This window comes from Gimesia sp. (assembly GCF_048262075.1).
In the GTDB taxonomy this organism is placed as follows: Bacteria; Planctomycetota; Planctomycetia; order Planctomycetales; family Planctomycetaceae; genus Gimesia.
In genome coordinates this window covers 196,377-214,830 of the sequence record NZ_JBLXFK010000009.1, presented here as the reverse complement: position 1 = coordinate 214,830, position 18,454 = coordinate 196,377, and the positions used below count along the sequence as shown (strand labels likewise).

The following is an 18,454-nucleotide window of genomic DNA, read 5'->3' as shown; positions in this document are numbered from 1 at the left end:
TATCACTCCTGAGATGGCATTTGAATGATAACCAACGTACACTTATCTAGACAAAAATGCGTAGCGGAGTAAAAATAGGTTGTTATCCCGGTCTGTTTCAGTCCTTTGCCATAGAAATTCTTCAAAGTGAAATCCCAATTGAATTTTCCCTCTGTTGAGGAACCATTCTGCAGTCAGCGATGTCAGATTATATTGCCTTCGATTCGGATGATGCTGGTTTGTTTTGGATTCTTCATTTCAGTTTCCGGAGAACGGCTTCAGGCTGAGACAAATTCCACGGCTTTTTATAAAGCAGCAGCGAATTCAATCACAGTGGACGAGTTGAAATCGCATATCGAATTTCTGGCCAGCGATTCATTGGAAGGTCGTGAGGCGGGTTCACAGGGAGGCCAGGCTGCAGGAACTTATATCCGGACCTTTCTACAGAAACAGAAGATTCAACCGGGGATGGCTGATGAAGGCTACTTCCAGGAGTTTGATGGCGGTTTTCGAAATATCATCGGCCTGATTCCTGGAAATGATCCCGAGTTGAAAAAAGAATATGTGGTGATCGGTGCCCATTACGATCATGTGGGCTACGGGAAACCATCCAACAGTCGAGGCGGCGTCGGGCAGATCCATAATGGTGCTGATGATAATGCCAGCGGAACCGCGGCTTTGCTGGAAGTGATTGAAGCACTGTCGTTACACAAAGAGCTTCCCCGTCGCTCAATTCTCTTTGTATTCTGGGATGCGGAAGAAATGGGGCTTCTGGGTTCACGCCACTGGATCAATTATCCGACAGTGCCTTTGAACCAGGTTGTTCTCTATCTCAATCTGGATATGGTTGGGCGGTTGCAGAAGAATCCCCTGACTCTATTTGGTTCCCGATCCGCTTACGGACTGCGTTCCAGCACCGTACGATCAAATGAGCGAGAAACCGATCTCAAAATTGATTTTGATTCTGCTATCCGACCGGACAGTGATCACTGGCCCTTTTATCAGAAAGGGATTCCCTTCCTGATGTTTCACACAGGCAAGCATGCAGATTATCATCGTCCGGAAGACGACGCCTATAAAATTGATTATCTGGGCGCTCGCAAGAGTGCCCAGCTGTTAACACAGCTGACACTGGATTTTGCATTGCAGTCGGAAAAACCAGAATTTCGAAATGCCAATCAGGATATCCTGTCTGGCATCGATCAGCAGGCGCGCATTGATAACAGCGATCCTCCGCGGCTCGGAGTTGCCTGGAACGCGGATATTTATTCACAGGGGAAATTACTACTGACACAGGTAATGGCCAATACACCGGCTAAAAAAGCAGGACTCCAAACGGGTGATGAGATTGTCAAAATTGATGGCAAGTCTCCGATCGCGGAGCAGGGTTTTGGTGCCTTGGTTCAGAATTCCCCCAACAAGATTATCCTGCAGGTTCGTCGTAAAGATCAGGATAAACTGCTGGAACTTCCGGTAACATTGTCCGGGAAACCGGTCAAGCTGGGAATCCAGTGGCAATCAGATGAGGCCGATCCCAAAGTCATTGTGATTTCCGATATTATCGAATCTTCACCCGCTGCTCTGGCAGAACTGAAAATCAATGACCGGATTTATGAAATTGACGGGGAAAAAATTGAGAACAGTGAGGAGTTTCGCAAACTGGTCCGTTCCCGGAAACTCCCCTTCAGCCTGCTGGTGGAGCGGAAAGGCCGACTGAAAAAAATTGATATTCAGTCGGTGAGGTGAATTTTCCAGTCAATCATTTGCGGCTGCAATCCGGATTTGCCGAGCTCTTCTTTCAATCTGTCTTCAGGGACGACTCGTGCAGAGCCCGTTCGATAAACACGCACATGAATGCCGTCTTCATCACCGGATGCCTGCTTTGCGAGAGTGAGGATCTCACTCATCTCTGCAGGGCGGTATTTGTCTTTAGGCTGTGAGGCGGCTTTGACCAGATAGCTGCGGTCATCAATCAGGATATCCAGAACTTGTAAGGGAAGCTCGGCGAGCGACTTTTCCTGTTTTGGTTCCGGTTGAATCAGGATCGGGATGATTTCCGATTCACTGGATGCCATGATCGCCTGTGATTCTTCCTCCGCCGGGGCTGCTGTCTTCTCAGCTTCTCCCGGCCCGGAATTGATACCCGGAGTCAGACCGAAATACTGTCCGAGAATAATGCCCAGCGCTAAGATTCCACCTCCTGCATACATCATTTTTTTTGGTCGTTTACCCATATCCGGTCCCTGATACAAAATGTGCCTGACTGTCTCAGCATTGTAGTAGATCAGCATTGTGATGAAACAGGTCAATTTGGCGACCATTTTCAGAGATTCAACACTGTTCGAGGAATCACAGGTAAACCGGGTTGCCTACTTTCCGGAATTGAGTTCTTCCATCAGTTCAAAGAGAACCGTCATGATTTTATCAGAAGCATCCAGTTGAACGCGATTGGTTCCCATCCAGGTTTCGTATCCACCCAGTTTATGCTGAGCCGGTGTAGGGAGGTATCCATAATACCCGTTGGCAAGTTCAATCGTGAAAGCATCTTTGAACGGTGCCTTATCCTTAATTTCCAAACCGATTTCACAGAATGTTTCAAAGGGAATCGCAGCGACTGTCAGATCACCAATTCTGAGAGCCTGCAACTTCACTGTGACTTCATCCGGGCCTTCGAGCAGTCTTTGTACGCGTCCGGCGTAATTCCGTTCGTAGCGATGATGTTGTGGTGTGCCTTCTGGTTGTGCCAGCACTTTTTTGAAGTAGGCCTGCATCTCAGCGTCCGGCTTACGGACTTTTAATGTCAATTCTGCATTCGCGGAACCCAGGGGAACCCAGGTCTGGTATTTGACATCTTTATATGCTTCTGCGACACGTGCTGCGACGAGGTCTGCGACCAGTGTCATTTTTTTGTAAGCCTCCATCCGCTTACCTGGATTACTGAAATTGATGTTATTAATATCACCGCTGGTTCCATTTGAGAGCATACCCACAAAGGAGCCTTCATCCCGGTTGGCACCAATGAGCGAACCAATTTTTTCAGAGAAGATGCCGAAGTAGTCTGCCGAAATTTCACCTTTCTTCACGCCGCCGACATAATGGAGTGAATAATTAGCCAGCAGTGCCAGCGGACGACCATCCAGCGACTGGACACTGATGAAAGAGATTTCGGGATCAATGGGACCAGCTGGTTTCACGAGGGCTGCGTTGCCGCGCGGCGGATTCATGCGCACCTGATCGACGCCCCCAAACGGGTTCTTGCAGAAGTCCGGATTAGTGGTAAACCAGCGTCTGTTGAAAACTTCGGAGGCTTCGTCGATGCCCCCCCAGCCGATCTGAGCCGGTTCCGCTTTTTCCAGAGCACGCCGGACACAGTCCGCGATGCGGCGGGAAAGGAAGTCACGATACTTCGGACTGCTGGCCCTTGTCGCCGAATGCGTGTGTGTCGCTGCCATCAGGATGTTCTCGGGAGGCAGGTCCGTTTCTGCTTTGATGAAGTCTCGGGCTGCCTGATAAATGTCTTCGGTGATACCCAGGTTGTCGCAGATAACAAATGCAATCTTTGTTTCACCATTATCGAGCACAAGGCAGCGGGCATGCAGTTCGTCGTGTACATTTTCCGAAGGGAAGGGAGCAAAGCCACCGATGATCGCTTCCCCGAGTGGTGGTGTGATATTGCTGGTGGCGGCACCCGCTTTGAGCACTTTTCCCTGAGGGGAATCAGCGGCCTGTGAACTACTCAACAGGCTCAGTGCACAACACAGACTGCCAATAGCCTTCAAAGCCTGTCTACGATTGATTCGTCCTGCCATCGCTATCACTCCTCATTCAGGTCCCATGGAAAGTCAACTCAAGTCGGTTTGTGATTATAGCGCTTCGGATTCTCTAACACAACAACCACTATTGATGTGTTGATTGCCGTCTGTGACATAACCCTCTATTTGGAAGGTGATTACAACGACAGATTAGCTGGGGGATCAGGTCGGGGCAGTTAATTCCATCAATGTAATAGTAGAAAATCTGTTAAAATATATTGTCACCAATGTGAATTATAATTGCCATTGCCGGCAATATAATATACTTTGATGCCAATGTTATGATGAAGAGATTAATTATTTTTGCAATTTTAACCCAGTCATTTAATACGGTTTCGCTTTTTCAAATCATTATTTCGGTAGAGGCCTCTTATGCAGTATTCGAAGATACCCCGTCGTGCGTTTACATTAATCGAATTGCTGGTAGTGATCGCCATCATCGCGATTCTCATCGCGTTGCTCTTGCCGGCGGTCCAGCAGGCGCGGGAGGCTGCCCGTCGTTCCACTTGTAAGAACAATCTCAAGCAGATCGGGCTGGGTATGCACAATTACAATGGAACACACAGTACTTATCCTTATGGGGTCAGACATGCCGGGGACAATAATGCATTACACGAACGTGAATGCTGGGCCCAACAGTTGTTGCCTTATATTGATCAGGCGCCGCTGTATAACAAATACACGGCAGATACGACCAAAAATATCTGGAATGTTCCGAAATCAATCAGTGCGGTTGTCATCCCCGTTTACATGTGTCCCTCAGACCCTTCCTCTCCCGGTTTTAACTATGCCGATTTATTCGAAGGTAATTACACAGGTTGTGCGGGCAGTACTCCGATTAAAATGAACGACACCAATCCCAATAATGTAAAGATGGATGGTATTCTGTATCTGCAGTCTCGAACGCGTATTCGGGATATTGTAGACGGTTCTTCCAATACCATCATGCACAGTGAATCAATCATTCGCGGGACGAGTGGTGCAGACTGGGGTTCAGCCGGTCATTACTGGGGTGGTGGTCGCTGGGGAGGTGGTCTGTTTACTACGCTTGAGCCACCCAATACTTCCATTCCGGATGAGCATAATACCTGCAAGAGCACTACATGGCCTTTAGCGCCCTGCACGGCCGTGGGTTCCACCACACAAATCCAGAACTATGCCCGCAGTAACCATATTGGGGGGGTACACTGTCTGCTGGCCGATGGCGCGGTTCGATTCATTTCCTCCAATGTCGATCGTGGGACCTTTCATGCATTGGGAACACGTGCTTCCGGTGAAGTCTTAGGTGAATTCTAGACGGTGTCCCATTTTACTGTAGTGTCTCCAGGGCTGTTTGGCCCGAGTCTATTAGATTGAGAGACGCTATTCTTAAATGTGATGTTCTCTAGACCGTACGATCATCTGTTTATTGTTTCAAATTAAAGTACGTTCAGGAATTGAAAACCATGCGCGCTTCGAAATTACTCATCTTGCTTCTGCTGATATTCACGGGTTGTCAAGGTGGTGACGAGGGACCAGAAACATTCACAGTGACAGGTGAAGTCTCCTTTTCGGGAAAACCTGTGGAAGAGGGGCAGATTGTCTTTCTTCCCACTACAGGAAATACACAACGACAGGCAGCAATCATTAAGAATGGACAGTATTCCAGTGAATGCACGCCAGGCAAAAAAAATGTGGAAATCACTGCCTATCGATTCGATGAATCAAAGCAGGAACCAGATCCTGCTGAACCAGGTAAAACTGTTCCCGCGCGAGTTCAATATCTACCGAATAAATATAACCAGAAGACAACACTCGTTGCAGAGGTGGCTAAACAGGGAGAAAACCACATCGATTTTAAGCTTGCACCATAAGATTAATTAGAAGCGATCGGAGTTGACCTTTTTATTTCTACTGAATAAACAATAGAGGACATGCTATGAATTCGCCTGATCCAAGTCGACGCGCTTTTACGTTAATCGAATTGCTGGTAGTGATCGCGATCATCGCGATTCTCATCGCATTGCTTTTACCGGCGGTCCAGCAGGCGCGGGAGGCTGCCCGTCGTTCCACTTGTAAGAACAATCTGAAGCAGATCGGGCTGGCGCTGCATAATTACCATGATGCGTTCAATGTCTTTCCACCAAATTCCAATGGCGCTGATCCAAACCTGCCAAACGGCTTCAGCTGGCGAATGAAAGTGCTGCCCTATATCGATCAGGGACCATTATTTAATCAATTCAATTCGAGTTTACGAATCACTGATCCCGCACATCTGGCCCTGTGCCAGAATATCATTCCCGTTTATCTCTGTCCCAGCGATCCGACTCCGGCTGTGAAAAGTGATCTGCATGTCAACTGGTGCTTTCCTGGAAATGCAACGGGCGTCAGTGGCGCTTTGACTTCTACTAATGTCTGTGATATTGCTGGCAGTACTTACGATACGACCGCTGCAGTTGCAACATATGGAGAAGTCTGCGGACTACATCCGGATAGTGGTCCGGGGGGAATGTTTCGTCGACGTCAGACGTTTGTAATGCGGTTTCGTGATCTGACTGATGGGGCATCGAATGTGCTGGCGATTGGTGAAATGTCTCCCAGCTACAATCCCTTCAGTGCCTGGGTGCCCAGTGACAGCCCGGTACATACATCCGCAGCGATTAACAGTTCATCGTTACTATGTGGGCCGAGTCCCTGTCAATATCCGACGATCGGCTGGCCACAGACGACCGCTTCGCAAAGTTTTCACACAGGTGGTGCTCACTTTCTACTAGCAGACGGCAGTGTTCATTTTTTGAGTGAGAACATGGACCTGTCCCTGTATCAGCAACTGGGACATGCCAGTGATGGATTGCCAACAGGCGGATTCAACAAGTAACAGGAATGAGTATTTCGTTTTGTTTTAAGAAAGAATACAACATGAATATTCGATCTGGTCTGCTGCTGTCTCTGGTCGCTTTTCTCTGTTCAGGCTGTGGTCAACCAGATGACAGATTACCCACAGCCAGGGTCTCGGGAACCGTTGCGTTAGACGGGCAGCCTCTTACTGCCGGAAACATTATGTTTTTTCCTGACTCAGGAGGCAAACATGCTGTCGGTATGATTGGCGCTGATGGCGCGTTTCATTTATCCACATATGAATCAGGGGATGGTGCCATCCTGGGCCAGCATAAAGTGGTTATTCAGGTTTCGCATGGAAGTCCGGATGGCACCGCAGTCCCCCAGAAGTCGTCCCAGATTCCGGTCAAATATACTCAGCGAGGAACGACGACATTGACTGCTGAGGTAACAGCTGAGGGAGAGAACCAGCTTAATCTGAATATGCTACCCTGACACGGCTGTTTCATTGCGTCATGTCAAATCGCTCTTGCAGCAGATTTCGAAAGCCCGCATACTTTGCAGATACTGTTTACCAACTTATCTCGAAGAAAATGATGCGATGCAACTGGAACTGACCGAAAAAACAAAACTGGAAGCGCCTCCTGATCAGATTCACGACTGGCTGAGTGATCTGGAAAACTGGCCGAAGATCAATGATAAGATTCGTTCAATCACGGTTGAAGGCGATAAATGCATTGGAGAGTTGGTTTTCAAAGGGAAGACAATCGATTTTGCCGGCATGGTTCCCGAAGACGAAGATCCTCTAAAAGTCACTTGCAACATTGTAATCCAAACGAATCCTGAGCAGAATCGCACGGAGCATATAACGGTTGTGTATGAAATCGTGCCTCAGGGCAGATACACGCAGGTGATTGAACGCATCATCTTCGAGCGGTCAATTCCTTTCTGGGGCTGGCTGCTGATCAAGTTTATCATGAAAGTCGGGAAGCCGACCGGATCGACCAATCTCCAGCGGATTAAAGAACACATTACCGCAGAGAGTGAGTAATTCAGATGGTTCCGTCAGACAGGTTCGAGCTGCTATTGTTTCTCTTTCAAGATGAACTCGCCGTAATAACCGATGTTCGATTTATATTTTCCGTTGAGCATGTTGCCTTTCATTGAGCCGATCCACTGGTACTGGTGACCACGAATGATGGCATCCCCCGAAAGCTTTTGTTGATTGCCCATGGGCTTCGATTGAAACGTCGCTTCATATTTAAAGGGATCACCTTTGAATAAACCGGTAAAGGTGGCTTTCCATTTACCACTCTCGTCGGAAGTCGCGACGCACTTTAGCGGACCAGTGGTGTTGTACTTGCGGTTATTCCACTTCCCTTCCCAGGTCCGTGTTTCACCTGCCTGTAGATAAGATCCTCCCATTATCGCGAGTATTGCGATCAGGATGAAGCGTGTCATGCCCATTTCCCCTTTCAAACAGTCTGGTTTCTCAAAGGAACTTCGGAGAAGTTCACAGCGTTCAGACAGGGATTCGCTAAACGGACCGAAAATGCGACAATTTTACGGATACATGTCCGAACCACCTGTTGATGGAATTCTCACCGGGATTGTATCGTCCTGTATTGAAACGGGTTAAGGCGTTCCCGTCAATTTCGCTGAAAGATCCATCCGGAGATTAAATATAGTATTCAATCACATGTTCTTCTTCGACTGAGATGCGGTAATCGTGTCCGGGTGAGACGAGAGCTGCGTCATCCAGCAGCAACTGCGCGACGCGCATCGCCTGCCCGCGCAGTTCGGGAACAGCCGTTGTTTCCCAGAGCGTCCCTTTCATCAATGGACCGATGGCGAACAGAAATTCGGACGGATTGCCTTCTGCGTCGATCGTGGCAAAGTCGGCTCCGACATCGATGCCCATATCCAGTTCATCCGGTCGAATCAGCCCGCGCCGAAGCAAATTCTGAAACAGAGGTACGCTGGTGTCAGAAAAACCAGAATGGGGACCCGTGCAGTTGATTACCAGGCCGCCACTCACCTGTTGCGACTCGCCAGCCCGATTCTGCAGGTTCACACAGACGCGATCCCCGTCTGCTTCCAGCCCGGTAATGCGACCCCGGACAACACTCAATCGACCTTCTGTAATCGCTTCGGTGACGCGCTGATGAATCGGCTGGGCAATACGGTGTCGGATCACATTCCAGCGGGCCGCATACCGTTTGAGGAATTCCTGTTTTTCCGCCAGTTCAAATTTTTGCCAGATCTTCTGGGTATGAGGTCGCAGGCGATCAACTACGATTCCCGGGTTTTCACCAATCCGCTGCAGCTGGCGACAATGTTTTTCGAGCAATTGGACCAGATTTTCCAGACCCAGTGATTCGGGTTCTTCGGGGAGGAAGTCCGGATATTCAATACCGCGAAAATGGGCCTGGGGGATCATCCCGTTATGAGAAATCGCGATCAGATGCCCCTGCCAGTCCTGCTCGCTGAGTGTCAGGAAGACATCAATCATGGAGAGCCCCGTTCCCATGACAATAATGTTCTCAGCAGGGTTGGGAATCTTTTCCATCCAGTTGCCCCAGGGCTCGGCGCAATAACCTGGATGGGAGAATTCATCTTCAGCAAGCGGGCAGGGGGGCTGATTTCCCGTTGCCAGCAGAACGCGATCGGCTTCGATCGTCGTTCCCTCTTTGAGCGTAATCTCAGCTGTACCTTCAAAATTAAATTCGATGTCGACGGCTTCCTGTTCGATGACCTGAATTTCCGCAGGATGATGGCTGTCGATCGGCTGCATATAGGTTGCGAGGATGCTGCGCAGATAATCTCCATAGATGCGGCGCGGAACATAGGTTTCTCGGAGTTGGGGATCGGGCAGATCACTGTAGTCTACCCGGGTACGGAGCCAGTCCAGGAAGTGATTGGCATGATCGGGGACAGCAGACATGTTTCGTGCAGCGACATTCAATAGATGTTCTTCGCGGCGGGTTCCATAAGCAACGCCACGCCCGAGTGGATATTTGTCATTGATCAATTGAATACAGAGTGGGCTGCTGCTTAAGCGGGCGAGATTGACCGCCGCCATCGTTCCACTGAAACCACCTCCAATAATCGCCACTTTCTTCATGAGCCTCTCGTCCTTTCACAGTCAACACGGGATACCGGAATGATTGCACAACCAACGGAGATTCCTGCCGTTTCGAATAGAAATCTGATCGAATAGAAATCTGAAAATGAAAACAGCTTCAGGAAGTGTATTAATTGTACCTGACGAAGCACTGGTGGAACAGGCAGCAGGCGTCGATCGCCGGTATTGCCGGAAAAGCAGTAATCGCGTTCAATACTCCCGTTTGATGATCGGCGTTTTTTTCCCCTGGTCATCAATGGCAACATAGGTAAAGGCCGCTTCGGTGACTTTGAAGTAGGGGCAGTTCGAATCTTCATGCCGCAGGACCGGTTCGACCCAGACTTCGAGTTGCAGGGTGATGGATGTATTGCCAATGCGTTCGACCGTGCCATAGCAACTCACAACATCACCGATCTTGACCGGACGAATGAATTTCATCGACTCGACAGCAATCGTCACCGTGCGGGTTCCTGAGGCCTCCTTGGAAAGGATCCCACCGGCGATATCCATCTGCGACATAATCCAGCCACCAAAGATATCGCCGTTGGCATTTGTGTCCGCCGGCATGGCCAGCGTTCTCAAAATCAGCTTGCCGTCCGGCAGTTCACAGGTTTCTTCCATCATTCAACAATCCCGTATCACAGCTGTTGACCACTATTTTTCGAACGAATGATTTGTTTCGACAGGCTATGTTAATGCGAACGCGGTGGCCGGCCATTGTTCTTCGCAACATGGCCTCCCCAGACCAGTAGATTTTTGCTGCAGTCATCCCGATGGATGAGGACTTCAATCAGCGCGGGGCCATCATGCGCGGTCGCCTGTTTGATGGCTTCATCCAGTTCGCCTTCCGTGCGGGCTTTACAGCTGAAGCCATTGCCGTCTTCCGCATTGAAGACATGTACCAGTTCGGCATAGTTCCAGTTTTTGATGGTATTATAGGGACCATCATGAATTTCCACTTCAATCGTGTAGCCGCCGTTATTAATCAGAAAGATGATCGGTTTCAATCCATAGCGAATGATGGTGGAAACTTCCTGTGCGGTCAGCTGGAATGAACCGTCTCCGATCAGGGCAATCGGTCGTCGATCGGGCGCTCCGACACTATAGCCCAGTGTGGCGCCCACGGACCACCCGATAGAACCGTACTGCATCTGAACTTCAAACCGTGCCCTATCGGGTAAATCCAGCTGCATGCCATTGAACCAGGAATCACCGGTTTCCGCGATGACAGTGGAATCGGAGTCCAGCATTTGTTGAATGCGCGAGAACAACTGACGCGTGGAGAGCTCCGTTTCGGGAGGCCCCGGTCGCAGAGGAGTGACTTCTTCCTTGATTCGATTATAGGCGATCATCGACCCGTCATTGGGTTTCAATTTCTTTGCCAGCAGTTCCAGGAATTCGGTGAGTTTCACATTACTGAAAGTCTGATTGGGAAAGACTACACTGTTCGGTCGAGCCTGTATGACTTTGGCCGGATTGATCAAAGCCGCATGTCCGGTGGTGGTATAGTCGGTAAAGGTACCTCCTGCGAACAGGCAGAGATCAGAGGAATCAACAATCTCGCCACAGCCGGGAGTGCCTACGGGGCCCCAGTAGATACCCATGTAGTGGGGATGTTGTTCGCTGAAGAATCCCTTGGCGTTGGGCATGCTGGCGACGGCGTAACCACAGGCATCCGCCAGTTTCAGAAAGTTGGCTTCTGCACCAAACGAACGGAGTTTGACGCCTGCGACCAGAACTGGTTTTGTCGCGGTGTTCAACAGTTCGACGGCTCGATCGACGGCGGCGTTCAGCGACAGCGGATCACTGGCGGTCGGCCCAGCGAACGAACGGACGTTGGGAGCCGAAGTGACTGCATCCGCGATGTTACAGGCAATTTCAATATAGACGGGTTTACGAAAGCGGAGGGCCGTCTGAATTGCATGATCAATCTGCGTCGGCGCTTCGCGGGGATCGTGAATGGTTACTGCTTCCGCAGTCACTTTAGAAAAGATGTCGCGCTGATAGTCGTAGTCAAGCAGACCCAGTGTATGGTGCAGCATTTCGAACTCGGATTCCGAGTTGGTGTTTGGTCCGCCGGAGACGGCTATGATCGGCAGGTCTTCTGCATAGGCACCCGCAACGGCGTTGAGCAGGCTCAAACCGCCGACACTAAAAGTCACGAAGACTGCACTGGCACCGCCGGTGGCGCGACAATATCCGTCTGCGGCGTAACCGGCGTTTAATTCGTTACAGCAGGAGATCATCTCCAGATTTTTATTTTCCAGCAATTTATCCAGCAGCACCAGGTTGTAGTCTCCCGGGACTGCAAAATAGTGCTGCAAACCAATTTCCTCCAGTCGAGAAGCCAGATACGAACCGACGGTAGTGCTGTTTTCAGACATCAAAGTTCCTTCTATAAATAAATGCAAATCATCCCGGGTTGCGCAATGCTGGAAAAATTAATATTCAGGATGCCACATGGTCTCTTCAATCCGCTGATCAATTTCTGCTTCCGTGATCGAGTCGGCAACGCCATCCGCAATGGCTGCCAGCGCAACCGCATGAGCAATTTTGCGACTGACATCACGAATGATGGTCAAAGAGGGGAGCAGGGAAGCAGTCCGGTCCTGGAGCGCGGGTGATGTTTCTTTCAAGGCTTCCGCTGCGGCGATGAACATCGCATCGGTGACACGACGTGACCGCGACGCGAGGATGCCCAGACCCATCGCCGGGAAGATATAACTGTTATTACATTGTGCGATGGTATGCGTGACGCCGTTGTGGTCAACAGGATCAAAGGGGCTGCCGGTTGCAATCACCGCTTTGCCATCGGTCCATTTCAGCAGATCTGCGGGCGTGGCTTCCGCCCGGGACGTTGGATTGGATAGCGGAAAGATGACCGGGTGTTCGACATGCGATGCCATTTCACGAATGATTGGTTCTGAGAAGGCACCCGCCTGACCGGTTGCGCCGATCAAAACACCTGGTTTTCCATTGCGGACCACATCGGCAAACGAGACGGCTCCGGTTGTATCGCAATCCCAGCTTTTCAGGTTTTCTGAAGGCTGTGCCAGCTGCTGATGCAGTTCGTCGAGATCCGTGCGCCCGGAATGCAGCAGACCGTCTCGATCGATTACATAAAAATGGGAACGGGCCTCGGGTTCACTCATGCCTCCGGCCATCATCGTCTGTTTCAACTGCATACAGATACCAACCCCGGCGGAACCCGCTCCCAGCATCAGAATGTTCTGGTCCTTTAATTCTCCACCCCCGGCAGCGATCGCGGCGAGAATCGTGCCCGTGGTGACAGCGGCGGTGCCTTGAATGTCGTCATTGAAGGTACACAGGTCATCCCGGTAGCGGTCGATAATTCGTTCGGCGTCGACGGAAGCAAAGTCTTCCCATTGCAGCAGAACATTCGGAAATCGTTTTTTGACCGCCGTCACGAACTGATCGATGAACTTGTCGTATTCTTCCCCCTTGATACGATTTTCCCGCCAGCCGATGTAGCGGGGATCGTCGAGGCGCTCCTGATTGTTGGTTCCCAAATCCAGTACGATAGGCAGTGTTTTCTCGGGAGCAACCCCGCCACACAGGGTGTACAGCGATAGTTTACCGATGGGAATGCCCATGCCACCGACCCCCTGGTCGCCCAACCCCAGAATTCGTTCGCCGTCTGTGACGACAATCACATCAATGTCCCGTTCGACGTTTTCCAGGATCGCATCCATGGAATCCCGTTCCGGGTAAGAGATGAAAATCCCACGGGGACGTCGGTAAATATGGCTGAAGCGTTCACACGCCAGACCCACAATGGGCGTATAAACGATTGGCATCATCTCTGTGATATGACCCAGCATCAGGCGATAGAAGAGAGTTTCGTTTTCGTCCTGGAGCTGTCTGAGATAAATATGTTTGTTAATCGGTTCCTTAAAGTCGCAGAAGGCTTCGTAAGCGCGTTCGACCTGTTCTTCGAGAGTATCCACATGCGGTGGCAGGAGCCCGAGTAATCCGTGTTGGATTCGCTCCTCGGTCGTAAAAGCGGTTCCTTTATTCAACAGGGGGTCTTCCACCAGCAGGGTGCCGCGTTTCTCGATCGAAAGTTCTTCTGTCGTACGTCCTGTATTCATGTCAAATTCAATCCCGATGTGAAGAGTCGTGGGTGAGGAAGTGATGCGGGCAGCCTGGTCTGAGAGGTACTTCCCGTATCAGGCATAGAATAGTGGAAAAGTGGTGAGTCTGTCGATGTTACTCTTAAGAATCTCCAAGGAATCCTGTAAGCTGGAGTTTGAGCGGTGATGGCTGTCTCATGATTTGTCGGGAAACGGCGGAAGTGGGTGATGCACGACTTGCAACTCACTTTCAGATTTCGTACATAACAGCACCAAGCGAATGATCGGCCTGCACGCTGGTTGCTGTAACAGGTCTTCACAGTTTATTCATGTTTCTGGAATGCCCTCTTTATGTCGCGTCAATTTAATATTGCTCTGGTGCAGGTCTCACTGAACGGGACTCCCGATGAGAATCTGATCAAGTGCCTCGACTGGGTCCGCACCGCCGCCGGGCAGGGGGGACAGGTCATCTGTCTGCCTGAGCTTTACAGTTCGTTCTACTTCTGTCAAAAAGAGACGACGAAGTATTTCGAGTTCGCTGAACCGCTATACGACAAATCGTTCACCGCTTTCAGTAAACTGGCGGAAGAGTTGGGCGTGGTGATCATTGTGCCGTTTTTCGAGAAACGAACCGAAGGCCTGTATCATAATAGCGCTTACGTAATTGACGCGGACGGTAGCGAAGCGGGCCTGTATCGCAAGATGCATATTCCCGATGATCCCTGCTTTTACGAAAAGTTTTATTTCACCCCCGGCGACCTGGGTTTCAAAGCGATTCAGACCCGCTTCGGGAAAATTGGTACCCTGATCTGCTGGGACCAGTGGTTCCCGGAAGGAGCGCGGATTACCGCCTTGAGCGGCGCGAATGTACTGGTCTACCCGACGGCGATCGGCTGGCATCCCCATGAAAAAGAAGAATATGGTATAAAGCAGCACGATTCCTGGATGACAATTCAGCGGAGTCACGCGATTGCCAATGGCACGTTTGTCGCCGCCGTTAACCGGGTTGGATTTGAACAGCCCGAACCCGAGCAGCCGGGGCTGGAATTCTGGGGAGCTTCCTTTATCTGCGGCCCCCAGGGTGAAATCATTGCCCAGGCATCGCACGATCAGGAAGAGATTCTGATCGCCGAGGTCAACCTGGATGAGATGGCAGAGGTCCGTCAGAACTGGCCGTTCCTCCGCGACCGCCGCATCGACGCATATGGCAATATCCTTAAACTCTATCATGATGATGCCTCTCAATGAGTGAGATCACGCGTAGACTGCCCGCAGAATGGGAACCGCAGCAGGCGACGCTGCTCTGTTTTCCGCATAACGGCAATGACTGGCCCGGCAAGTACGAAGTCATCAAATGGGCGTTCATCGAACTGATCCGCAAGGTAGCCGAGTTCGAACGCGTGTTACTGATCGTGAAAAATGACGAACAGCAGCAGAGAATCACGAGGATGCTGAAACAGGCGCACGCCAATACAAAGCAGGTCCGGTTTATTCTGCAGAATACCAACCGCAGCTGGATGCGCGATTCGGGGCCGATTGTGGTACAGCGGAGCGATGGCAAACGGGAAGCACTGCAGTTCCGTTTTAATGGCTGGGCGAAGTATCCCAATCATCGCCTGGACTGGCAGGTACCACCCGCGGTTGCGAAAAACCTTAAGCTTCCTTTTACAGAAGTTTGTTACCAGGGACGCCCGGTGGTCCTGGAGGGGGGCGCGATCGAAGTCAATGGCAAAGGGACTTTGATTACCACGGAAGAGTGTCTGCTCGATCAGAAGACACAGGTCCGCAATCCTGGTTTCACGAAAGAAGATTACGCTGCGATCTTCAAAGAATACCTGGGTGTGACGAATGTGATCTGGCTGGGGGATGGTATTGAAGGGGATGACACACACGGCCATGTGGATGATATCTGCCGTTTCGTGAATCCGAGGACGGTAGTTGCCTGTATGGAAGCGAACAAAAAAGACGCCAATCATCGCCGCCTGGAACAAAATCTCGAGCGACTGAAAAGTGCGCGACTGGAAGATGGCAGCAAACTGAAAGTGGTAGAAATACCGATGCCGGCGCGACTCGACTTCGAAGATCTCAGGTTGCCTGCCAGCTATGTTAACTTTCTGGTTACGAACGGCTGCGTGCTGGTGCCGACCTTTAATGATCCGAATGATGCAATCGCTTTGGACATACTCAGCGCCCTTTTTACTGACCGCCGCGTTATAGGCATTCATGCGGTCGATCTGGTGTGGGGGCTGGGCACGCTACACTGTTTGAGTCATGAGATTACGGCTGGAGAATAGAAAACTGGTTCAATAAACGATCTTTGATTGAGTCCGGGCAAGCGAGCAGGTATGATAATTAAGAACATTTAATTATCTGGCCGCCAGATGATCCTGCCGCTGTTTAATCTCCTGCCCGCATTCCCGCTCATGAGGTCGCTGCTATGAATCGCCTGCTTTTGTTGACTTTGTTTGGCTTTCTGTCTGTTGTTTCTCCGATTGCTAATGCGGCGGAAGATTTAACTGTGCTTCCCGCTCTGGAAGGTACAGCAGCCGAGTCTGGTCTGGTGTATCAGGCTCTGCAAAAACGTGCGCATGAAGCCTTCGCGAAACGGAAAGAAGTCTACGAGAACATCAAAACGCCTGAAGACTGTGAAGCCTACCAGAAGCGGATGAAAGATTTCTTCCGGACGCAGATCGGCGGGTTTCCGGAGCGGATGCCCCTCAATCCCCGCGTAATCGGAAAGCTGAAGGGGGACGGATTTCGGGTCGAGAATGTGATTTACGAAAGCTGGCCCGGTCATCATGTGACGGCGAATCTCTACCTGCCGGACAGCAAACCACCGTATCCGGGGGTGTTGGTTCCCTGTGGACACAGTCATAACGGCAAGGCCTCCGCCGCGTATCAGCGGGCCTGCATTCTGCTGGCAAAAAACGGAATGGCGGCGCTGTGCTACGATCCCATCGGGCAGGGGGAACGGTATCAGGTACTGTCCGAACAGCCGAACGAATTTTTTAAAGGCGGGAGTCGCTACCGACCGCCTCATCCGCGTGTGCAGTACTACTGCACTGCCGAGCATACGCTGTTTTCGGTCAGCTCGATTCCATTAGGCAGCAACGCGGCCCGGTATCGGATCTGGGATGGGATGCGGAGTATTGACTACCTGGTGAGCCGTCCGGAAATTAATGCGAAACGAATTGGCTGTACCGGAAATTCCGGGGGTGGAACACTGACGAGTTATATCATGGCGCTGGATGATCGCGTGCAGGCTGCAGCGCCGGTCTGTTATTCGACCATGTATCGTTATCTCATCGATTTTAATGGTCCGCAAGATGGCGAGCAGAATATTTTCGGTCAGCTCGCCTATGGAATGGACATCGCCGACTATACGCTGATGCGGGCTCCCAAACCGACGCTGATCTGTGCCGGCACACTCGATAGTACATTCAAAATTGACGGGACATGGGAACTGTTCCGCGAAGCCAAACGCTTTTATACACGACTGGGCTACGCGGAACGGGTCGGGATTATTGAAGCAGACGCACCGCACGGATTTACGATTCAGTTGAGAGAAGGAGCGGCCCGCTGGATGAACCGCTGGCTGTTAAACAAAGAAAACCCGATCTTTGAAGTTGAAGATCAGCCTGTCTTTACGGACGAAGAACTGCAGTGTTCGCAGTCGGGGCAGATTCTGCTTGATGCAGGCGAACGTTCGCTCTTTGCTGTCAATGATGACTTGAACCAGAAGCTGGCGGCAGAGCGGACTGCGTTTTGGAGTTCAACAGATGTAAGTGCCGCAAGAGACAAAGTGCGCGAGATTTCCGGTATCCAGCCACTCGGTTCATTGCCGCGACCTGAATTCAAAGAAGTGGGCAGCATTTCACGCGACGGTTATCAGATTCAGAAACTGATTGTCACCCCCGATCACGGAACTCCTCTGCCAGCACTGTTGTTTCTGCCGAACATGCGTCAGGGAGATCTCGTGTTATACCTGCATGGCGGTGGCAAACAGGTGGAAGCAGAAACAGGTGCAGCGATCGAGCAACTGGTGAAACAGGGCGACGTCGTCCTCGCGTTGGATGTGCGTTGTATTGGTGAAACTTCGCGAAAGAATAATCGTCGAATTGGTTGGTCGCATGGACTGCTGGGGCCGAACTATCATGAGTGTGCGCTCGCGTATCTTCTGGGCGAGTCGATGGTCAAGTTACGGGCGGAAGATATCCTCGTAGCGGCACGGTTCCTGTCGGAATCTCAGTCAAAGAAAAAAACAAACCCGGTTGTGGTGACCGCGATCGGCGAAACTGCAATTCCTGCACTACATGCAGCAGCCCTGGAACCGGGGCTGTTTTCAAAAGTAAATCTGAGCCAGATGATCACTTCCTGGGGTGAAGTTGTGAAAACACCTGAGACCCAGAATCAGTTGATTAATACGGTACACGGCGCACTCAAGGTATATGATCTGCCGAACCTGATTCAACTGGCGGGGCGTGAGAAAGTCCAGGTCACTCTGCCGGCAAGTGTGACCGCCGGGCTGGCGTCGCAGGAGTAAATTGGAACACTGTCTTAACAACCTTAAGTAGTGGTTCCCGCCGGGAGACTCGCTGGACAACGCCTGCTGCGGCCTTGATAATGGC

16 protein-coding genes are annotated in these 18,454 nt (G+C 50.9%); 9 read left to right on the top strand and 7 right to left on the bottom strand.

Translation table 11 applies throughout. The annotated features are described in order from the left end of the window. Window positions 1-138: 138 nt before the first annotated feature. Window positions 139-1,725 carry a M20/M25/M40 family metallo-hydrolase gene (locus ACN0YH_RS18305; RefSeq protein ID WP_417381027.1) on the top strand — a complete coding sequence of 529 codons (1,587 nt, stop codon included), beginning with the start codon at window positions 139-141 and terminating at the stop codon, window positions 1,723-1,725. Here ACN0YH_RS18305 and ACN0YH_RS18300 read toward each other — a convergent pair. Both ACN0YH_RS18300 and ACN0YH_RS18295 read right to left on the bottom strand, forming a co-directional pair. After that, entirely contained in the window at window positions 1,710-2,213 is a 504-nt protein-coding gene (locus ACN0YH_RS18300; RefSeq protein ID WP_417381026.1) for a hypothetical protein, read from the bottom strand. The two genes, ACN0YH_RS18305 and ACN0YH_RS18300, sit on opposite strands and share 16 nt — an antisense overlap. Window positions 2,214-2,348: 135 nt before the next feature. Next, window positions 2,349-3,788, bottom strand: a complete 1,440-nt coding sequence (locus tag ACN0YH_RS18295) for a hypothetical protein (RefSeq protein ID WP_417381025.1) — start codon at window positions 3,786-3,788, stop codon at window positions 2,349-2,351. Window positions 3,789-4,163: 375 nt separating this feature from the next. Here ACN0YH_RS18295 and ACN0YH_RS18290 point away from each other — a divergent pair, with 375 nt between their 5' ends. From ACN0YH_RS18290 to ACN0YH_RS18270, 5 genes are all read left to right on the top strand, one after another. Next, a complete protein-coding gene (locus ACN0YH_RS18290) occupies window positions 4,164-5,087 on the top strand; it encodes a DUF1559 domain-containing protein (RefSeq protein WP_417381024.1) in 924 nt (307 codons plus the stop codon). A gap of 149 nt (window positions 5,088-5,236) precedes the next feature. Next, window positions 5,237-5,644 carry a hypothetical protein gene (locus ACN0YH_RS18285; protein WP_417381023.1) on the top strand — a complete coding sequence of 136 codons (408 nt, stop codon included), beginning with the start codon at window positions 5,237-5,239 and terminating at the stop codon, window positions 5,642-5,644. Window positions 5,645-5,709: 65 nt separating this feature from the next. Continuing rightward, on the top strand, window positions 5,710-6,648 hold the full coding sequence (locus tag ACN0YH_RS18280; protein WP_417381022.1) for a DUF1559 domain-containing protein: 939 nt from the start codon (window positions 5,710-5,712) through the stop codon (window positions 6,646-6,648). Window positions 6,649-6,689: 41 nt separating this feature from the next. Beyond that, entirely contained in the window at window positions 6,690-7,103 is a 414-nt protein-coding gene (locus ACN0YH_RS18275; RefSeq protein WP_417381021.1) for a hypothetical protein, read from the top strand. 106 nt (window positions 7,104-7,209) lie between these two features. Beyond that, the gene (locus ACN0YH_RS18270; protein WP_417381020.1) at window positions 7,210-7,659 is read left to right on the top strand and encodes an SRPBCC family protein; all 450 of its coding nucleotides are present in this window, start codon (window positions 7,210-7,212) and stop codon (window positions 7,657-7,659) included. A 32-nt stretch (window positions 7,660-7,691) separates the two neighbouring features. On the opposite strand, the gene ACN0YH_RS18265 is transcribed toward ACN0YH_RS18270, so the two are convergent. The 5 genes from ACN0YH_RS18265 to ACN0YH_RS18245 all read right to left on the bottom strand — a co-directional run bounded on the left by ACN0YH_RS18265 (window position 7,692) and on the right by ACN0YH_RS18245 (window position 13,844). Continuing rightward, complete coding sequence (locus ACN0YH_RS18265; RefSeq protein WP_417381019.1) at window positions 7,692-8,069, bottom strand: hypothetical protein; 378 nt, start codon at window positions 8,067-8,069, stop codon at window positions 7,692-7,694. 217 nt (window positions 8,070-8,286) lie between these two features. Next, entirely contained in the window at window positions 8,287-9,732 is a 1,446-nt protein-coding gene (locus ACN0YH_RS18260; RefSeq protein WP_417381018.1) for an FAD/NAD(P)-binding protein, read from the bottom strand. 210 nt (window positions 9,733-9,942) lie between these two features. Further along, window positions 9,943-10,356, bottom strand: coding sequence for an acyl-CoA thioester hydrolase YciA (yciA, locus tag ACN0YH_RS18255; protein WP_417381017.1), 414 nt, complete (start codon window positions 10,354-10,356; stop codon window positions 9,943-9,945). Between the two features lie 68 nt (window positions 10,357-10,424). Further along, on the bottom strand, window positions 10,425-12,116 hold the full coding sequence (locus ACN0YH_RS18250) for a thiamine pyrophosphate-binding protein (RefSeq protein WP_417381016.1): 1,692 nt from the start codon (window positions 12,114-12,116) through the stop codon (window positions 10,425-10,427). 57 nt (window positions 12,117-12,173) lie between these two features. Then, window positions 12,174-13,844 carry an NAD-dependent malic enzyme gene (locus ACN0YH_RS18245; RefSeq protein WP_417381015.1) on the bottom strand — a complete coding sequence of 557 codons (1,671 nt, stop codon included), beginning with the start codon at window positions 13,842-13,844 and terminating at the stop codon, window positions 12,174-12,176. Window positions 13,845-14,177: 333 nt separating this feature from the next. Here ACN0YH_RS18245 and ACN0YH_RS18240 point away from each other — a divergent pair, with 333 nt between their 5' ends. The 3 genes from ACN0YH_RS18240 to ACN0YH_RS18230 all read left to right on the top strand — a co-directional run bounded on the left by ACN0YH_RS18240 (window position 14,178) and on the right by ACN0YH_RS18230 (window position 18,369). Continuing rightward, on the top strand, window positions 14,178-15,074 hold the full coding sequence (locus ACN0YH_RS18240; protein WP_417381014.1) for a carbon-nitrogen hydrolase: 897 nt from the start codon (window positions 14,178-14,180) through the stop codon (window positions 15,072-15,074). Beyond that, window positions 15,071-16,120 carry an agmatine deiminase family protein gene (locus ACN0YH_RS18235; protein WP_417381013.1) on the top strand — a complete coding sequence of 350 codons (1,050 nt, stop codon included), beginning with the start codon at window positions 15,071-15,073 and terminating at the stop codon, window positions 16,118-16,120. Before ACN0YH_RS18240 ends, ACN0YH_RS18235 begins: the two co-directional genes overlap by 4 nt. A gap of 143 nt (window positions 16,121-16,263) precedes the next feature. Further along, window positions 16,264-18,369, top strand: coding sequence for an alpha/beta hydrolase family protein (locus tag ACN0YH_RS18230; RefSeq protein WP_417381012.1), 2,106 nt, complete (start codon window positions 16,264-16,266; stop codon window positions 18,367-18,369). Window positions 18,370-18,454: the final 85 nt, after the last annotated feature.

What these genes read in the sequence shown, in the direction of transcription:
- ACN0YH_RS18300 (WP_417381026.1), bottom strand. Translation starts at nt 2,213, where the DNA reads ATGGGTAAACGACCAAAAAAAATGATGTATGCAGGAGGTGGAATCTTA.
- ACN0YH_RS18295 (WP_417381025.1), bottom strand. Translation starts at nt 3,788, where the DNA reads ATGGCAGGACGAATCAATCGTAGACAGGCTTTGAAGGCTATTGGCAGT.
- ACN0YH_RS18290 (WP_417381024.1), top strand. Translation starts at nt 4,164, where the DNA reads ATGCAGTATTCGAAGATACCCCGTCGTGCGTTTACATTAATCGAATTG.
- ACN0YH_RS18285 (WP_417381023.1), top strand. Translation starts at nt 5,237, where the DNA reads ATGCGCGCTTCGAAATTACTCATCTTGCTTCTGCTGATATTCACGGGT.
- ACN0YH_RS18280 (WP_417381022.1), top strand. Translation starts at nt 5,710, where the DNA reads ATGAATTCGCCTGATCCAAGTCGACGCGCTTTTACGTTAATCGAATTG.
- ACN0YH_RS18275 (WP_417381021.1), top strand. Translation starts at nt 6,690, where the DNA reads ATGAATATTCGATCTGGTCTGCTGCTGTCTCTGGTCGCTTTTCTCTGT.
- ACN0YH_RS18270 (WP_417381020.1), top strand. Translation starts at nt 7,210, where the DNA reads ATGCAACTGGAACTGACCGAAAAAACAAAACTGGAAGCGCCTCCTGAT.
- ACN0YH_RS18265 (WP_417381019.1), bottom strand. Translation starts at nt 8,069, where the DNA reads ATGACACGCTTCATCCTGATCGCAATACTCGCGATAATGGGAGGATCT.
- ACN0YH_RS18260 (WP_417381018.1), bottom strand. Translation starts at nt 9,732, where the DNA reads ATGAAGAAAGTGGCGATTATTGGAGGTGGTTTCAGTGGAACGATGGCG.
- yciA (WP_417381017.1), bottom strand. Translation starts at nt 10,356, where the DNA reads ATGATGGAAGAAACCTGTGAACTGCCGGACGGCAAGCTGATTTTGAGA.
- ACN0YH_RS18250 (WP_417381016.1), bottom strand. Translation starts at nt 12,116, where the DNA reads ATGTCTGAAAACAGCACTACCGTCGGTTCGTATCTGGCTTCTCGACTG.
- ACN0YH_RS18245 (WP_417381015.1), bottom strand. Translation starts at nt 13,844, where the DNA reads ATGAATACAGGACGTACGACAGAAGAACTTTCGATCGAGAAACGCGGC.
- ACN0YH_RS18240 (WP_417381014.1), top strand. Translation starts at nt 14,178, where the DNA reads ATGTCGCGTCAATTTAATATTGCTCTGGTGCAGGTCTCACTGAACGGG.
- ACN0YH_RS18235 (WP_417381013.1), top strand. Translation starts at nt 15,071, where the DNA reads ATGAGTGAGATCACGCGTAGACTGCCCGCAGAATGGGAACCGCAGCAG.
- ACN0YH_RS18230 (WP_417381012.1), top strand. Translation starts at nt 16,264, where the DNA reads ATGAATCGCCTGCTTTTGTTGACTTTGTTTGGCTTTCTGTCTGTTGTT.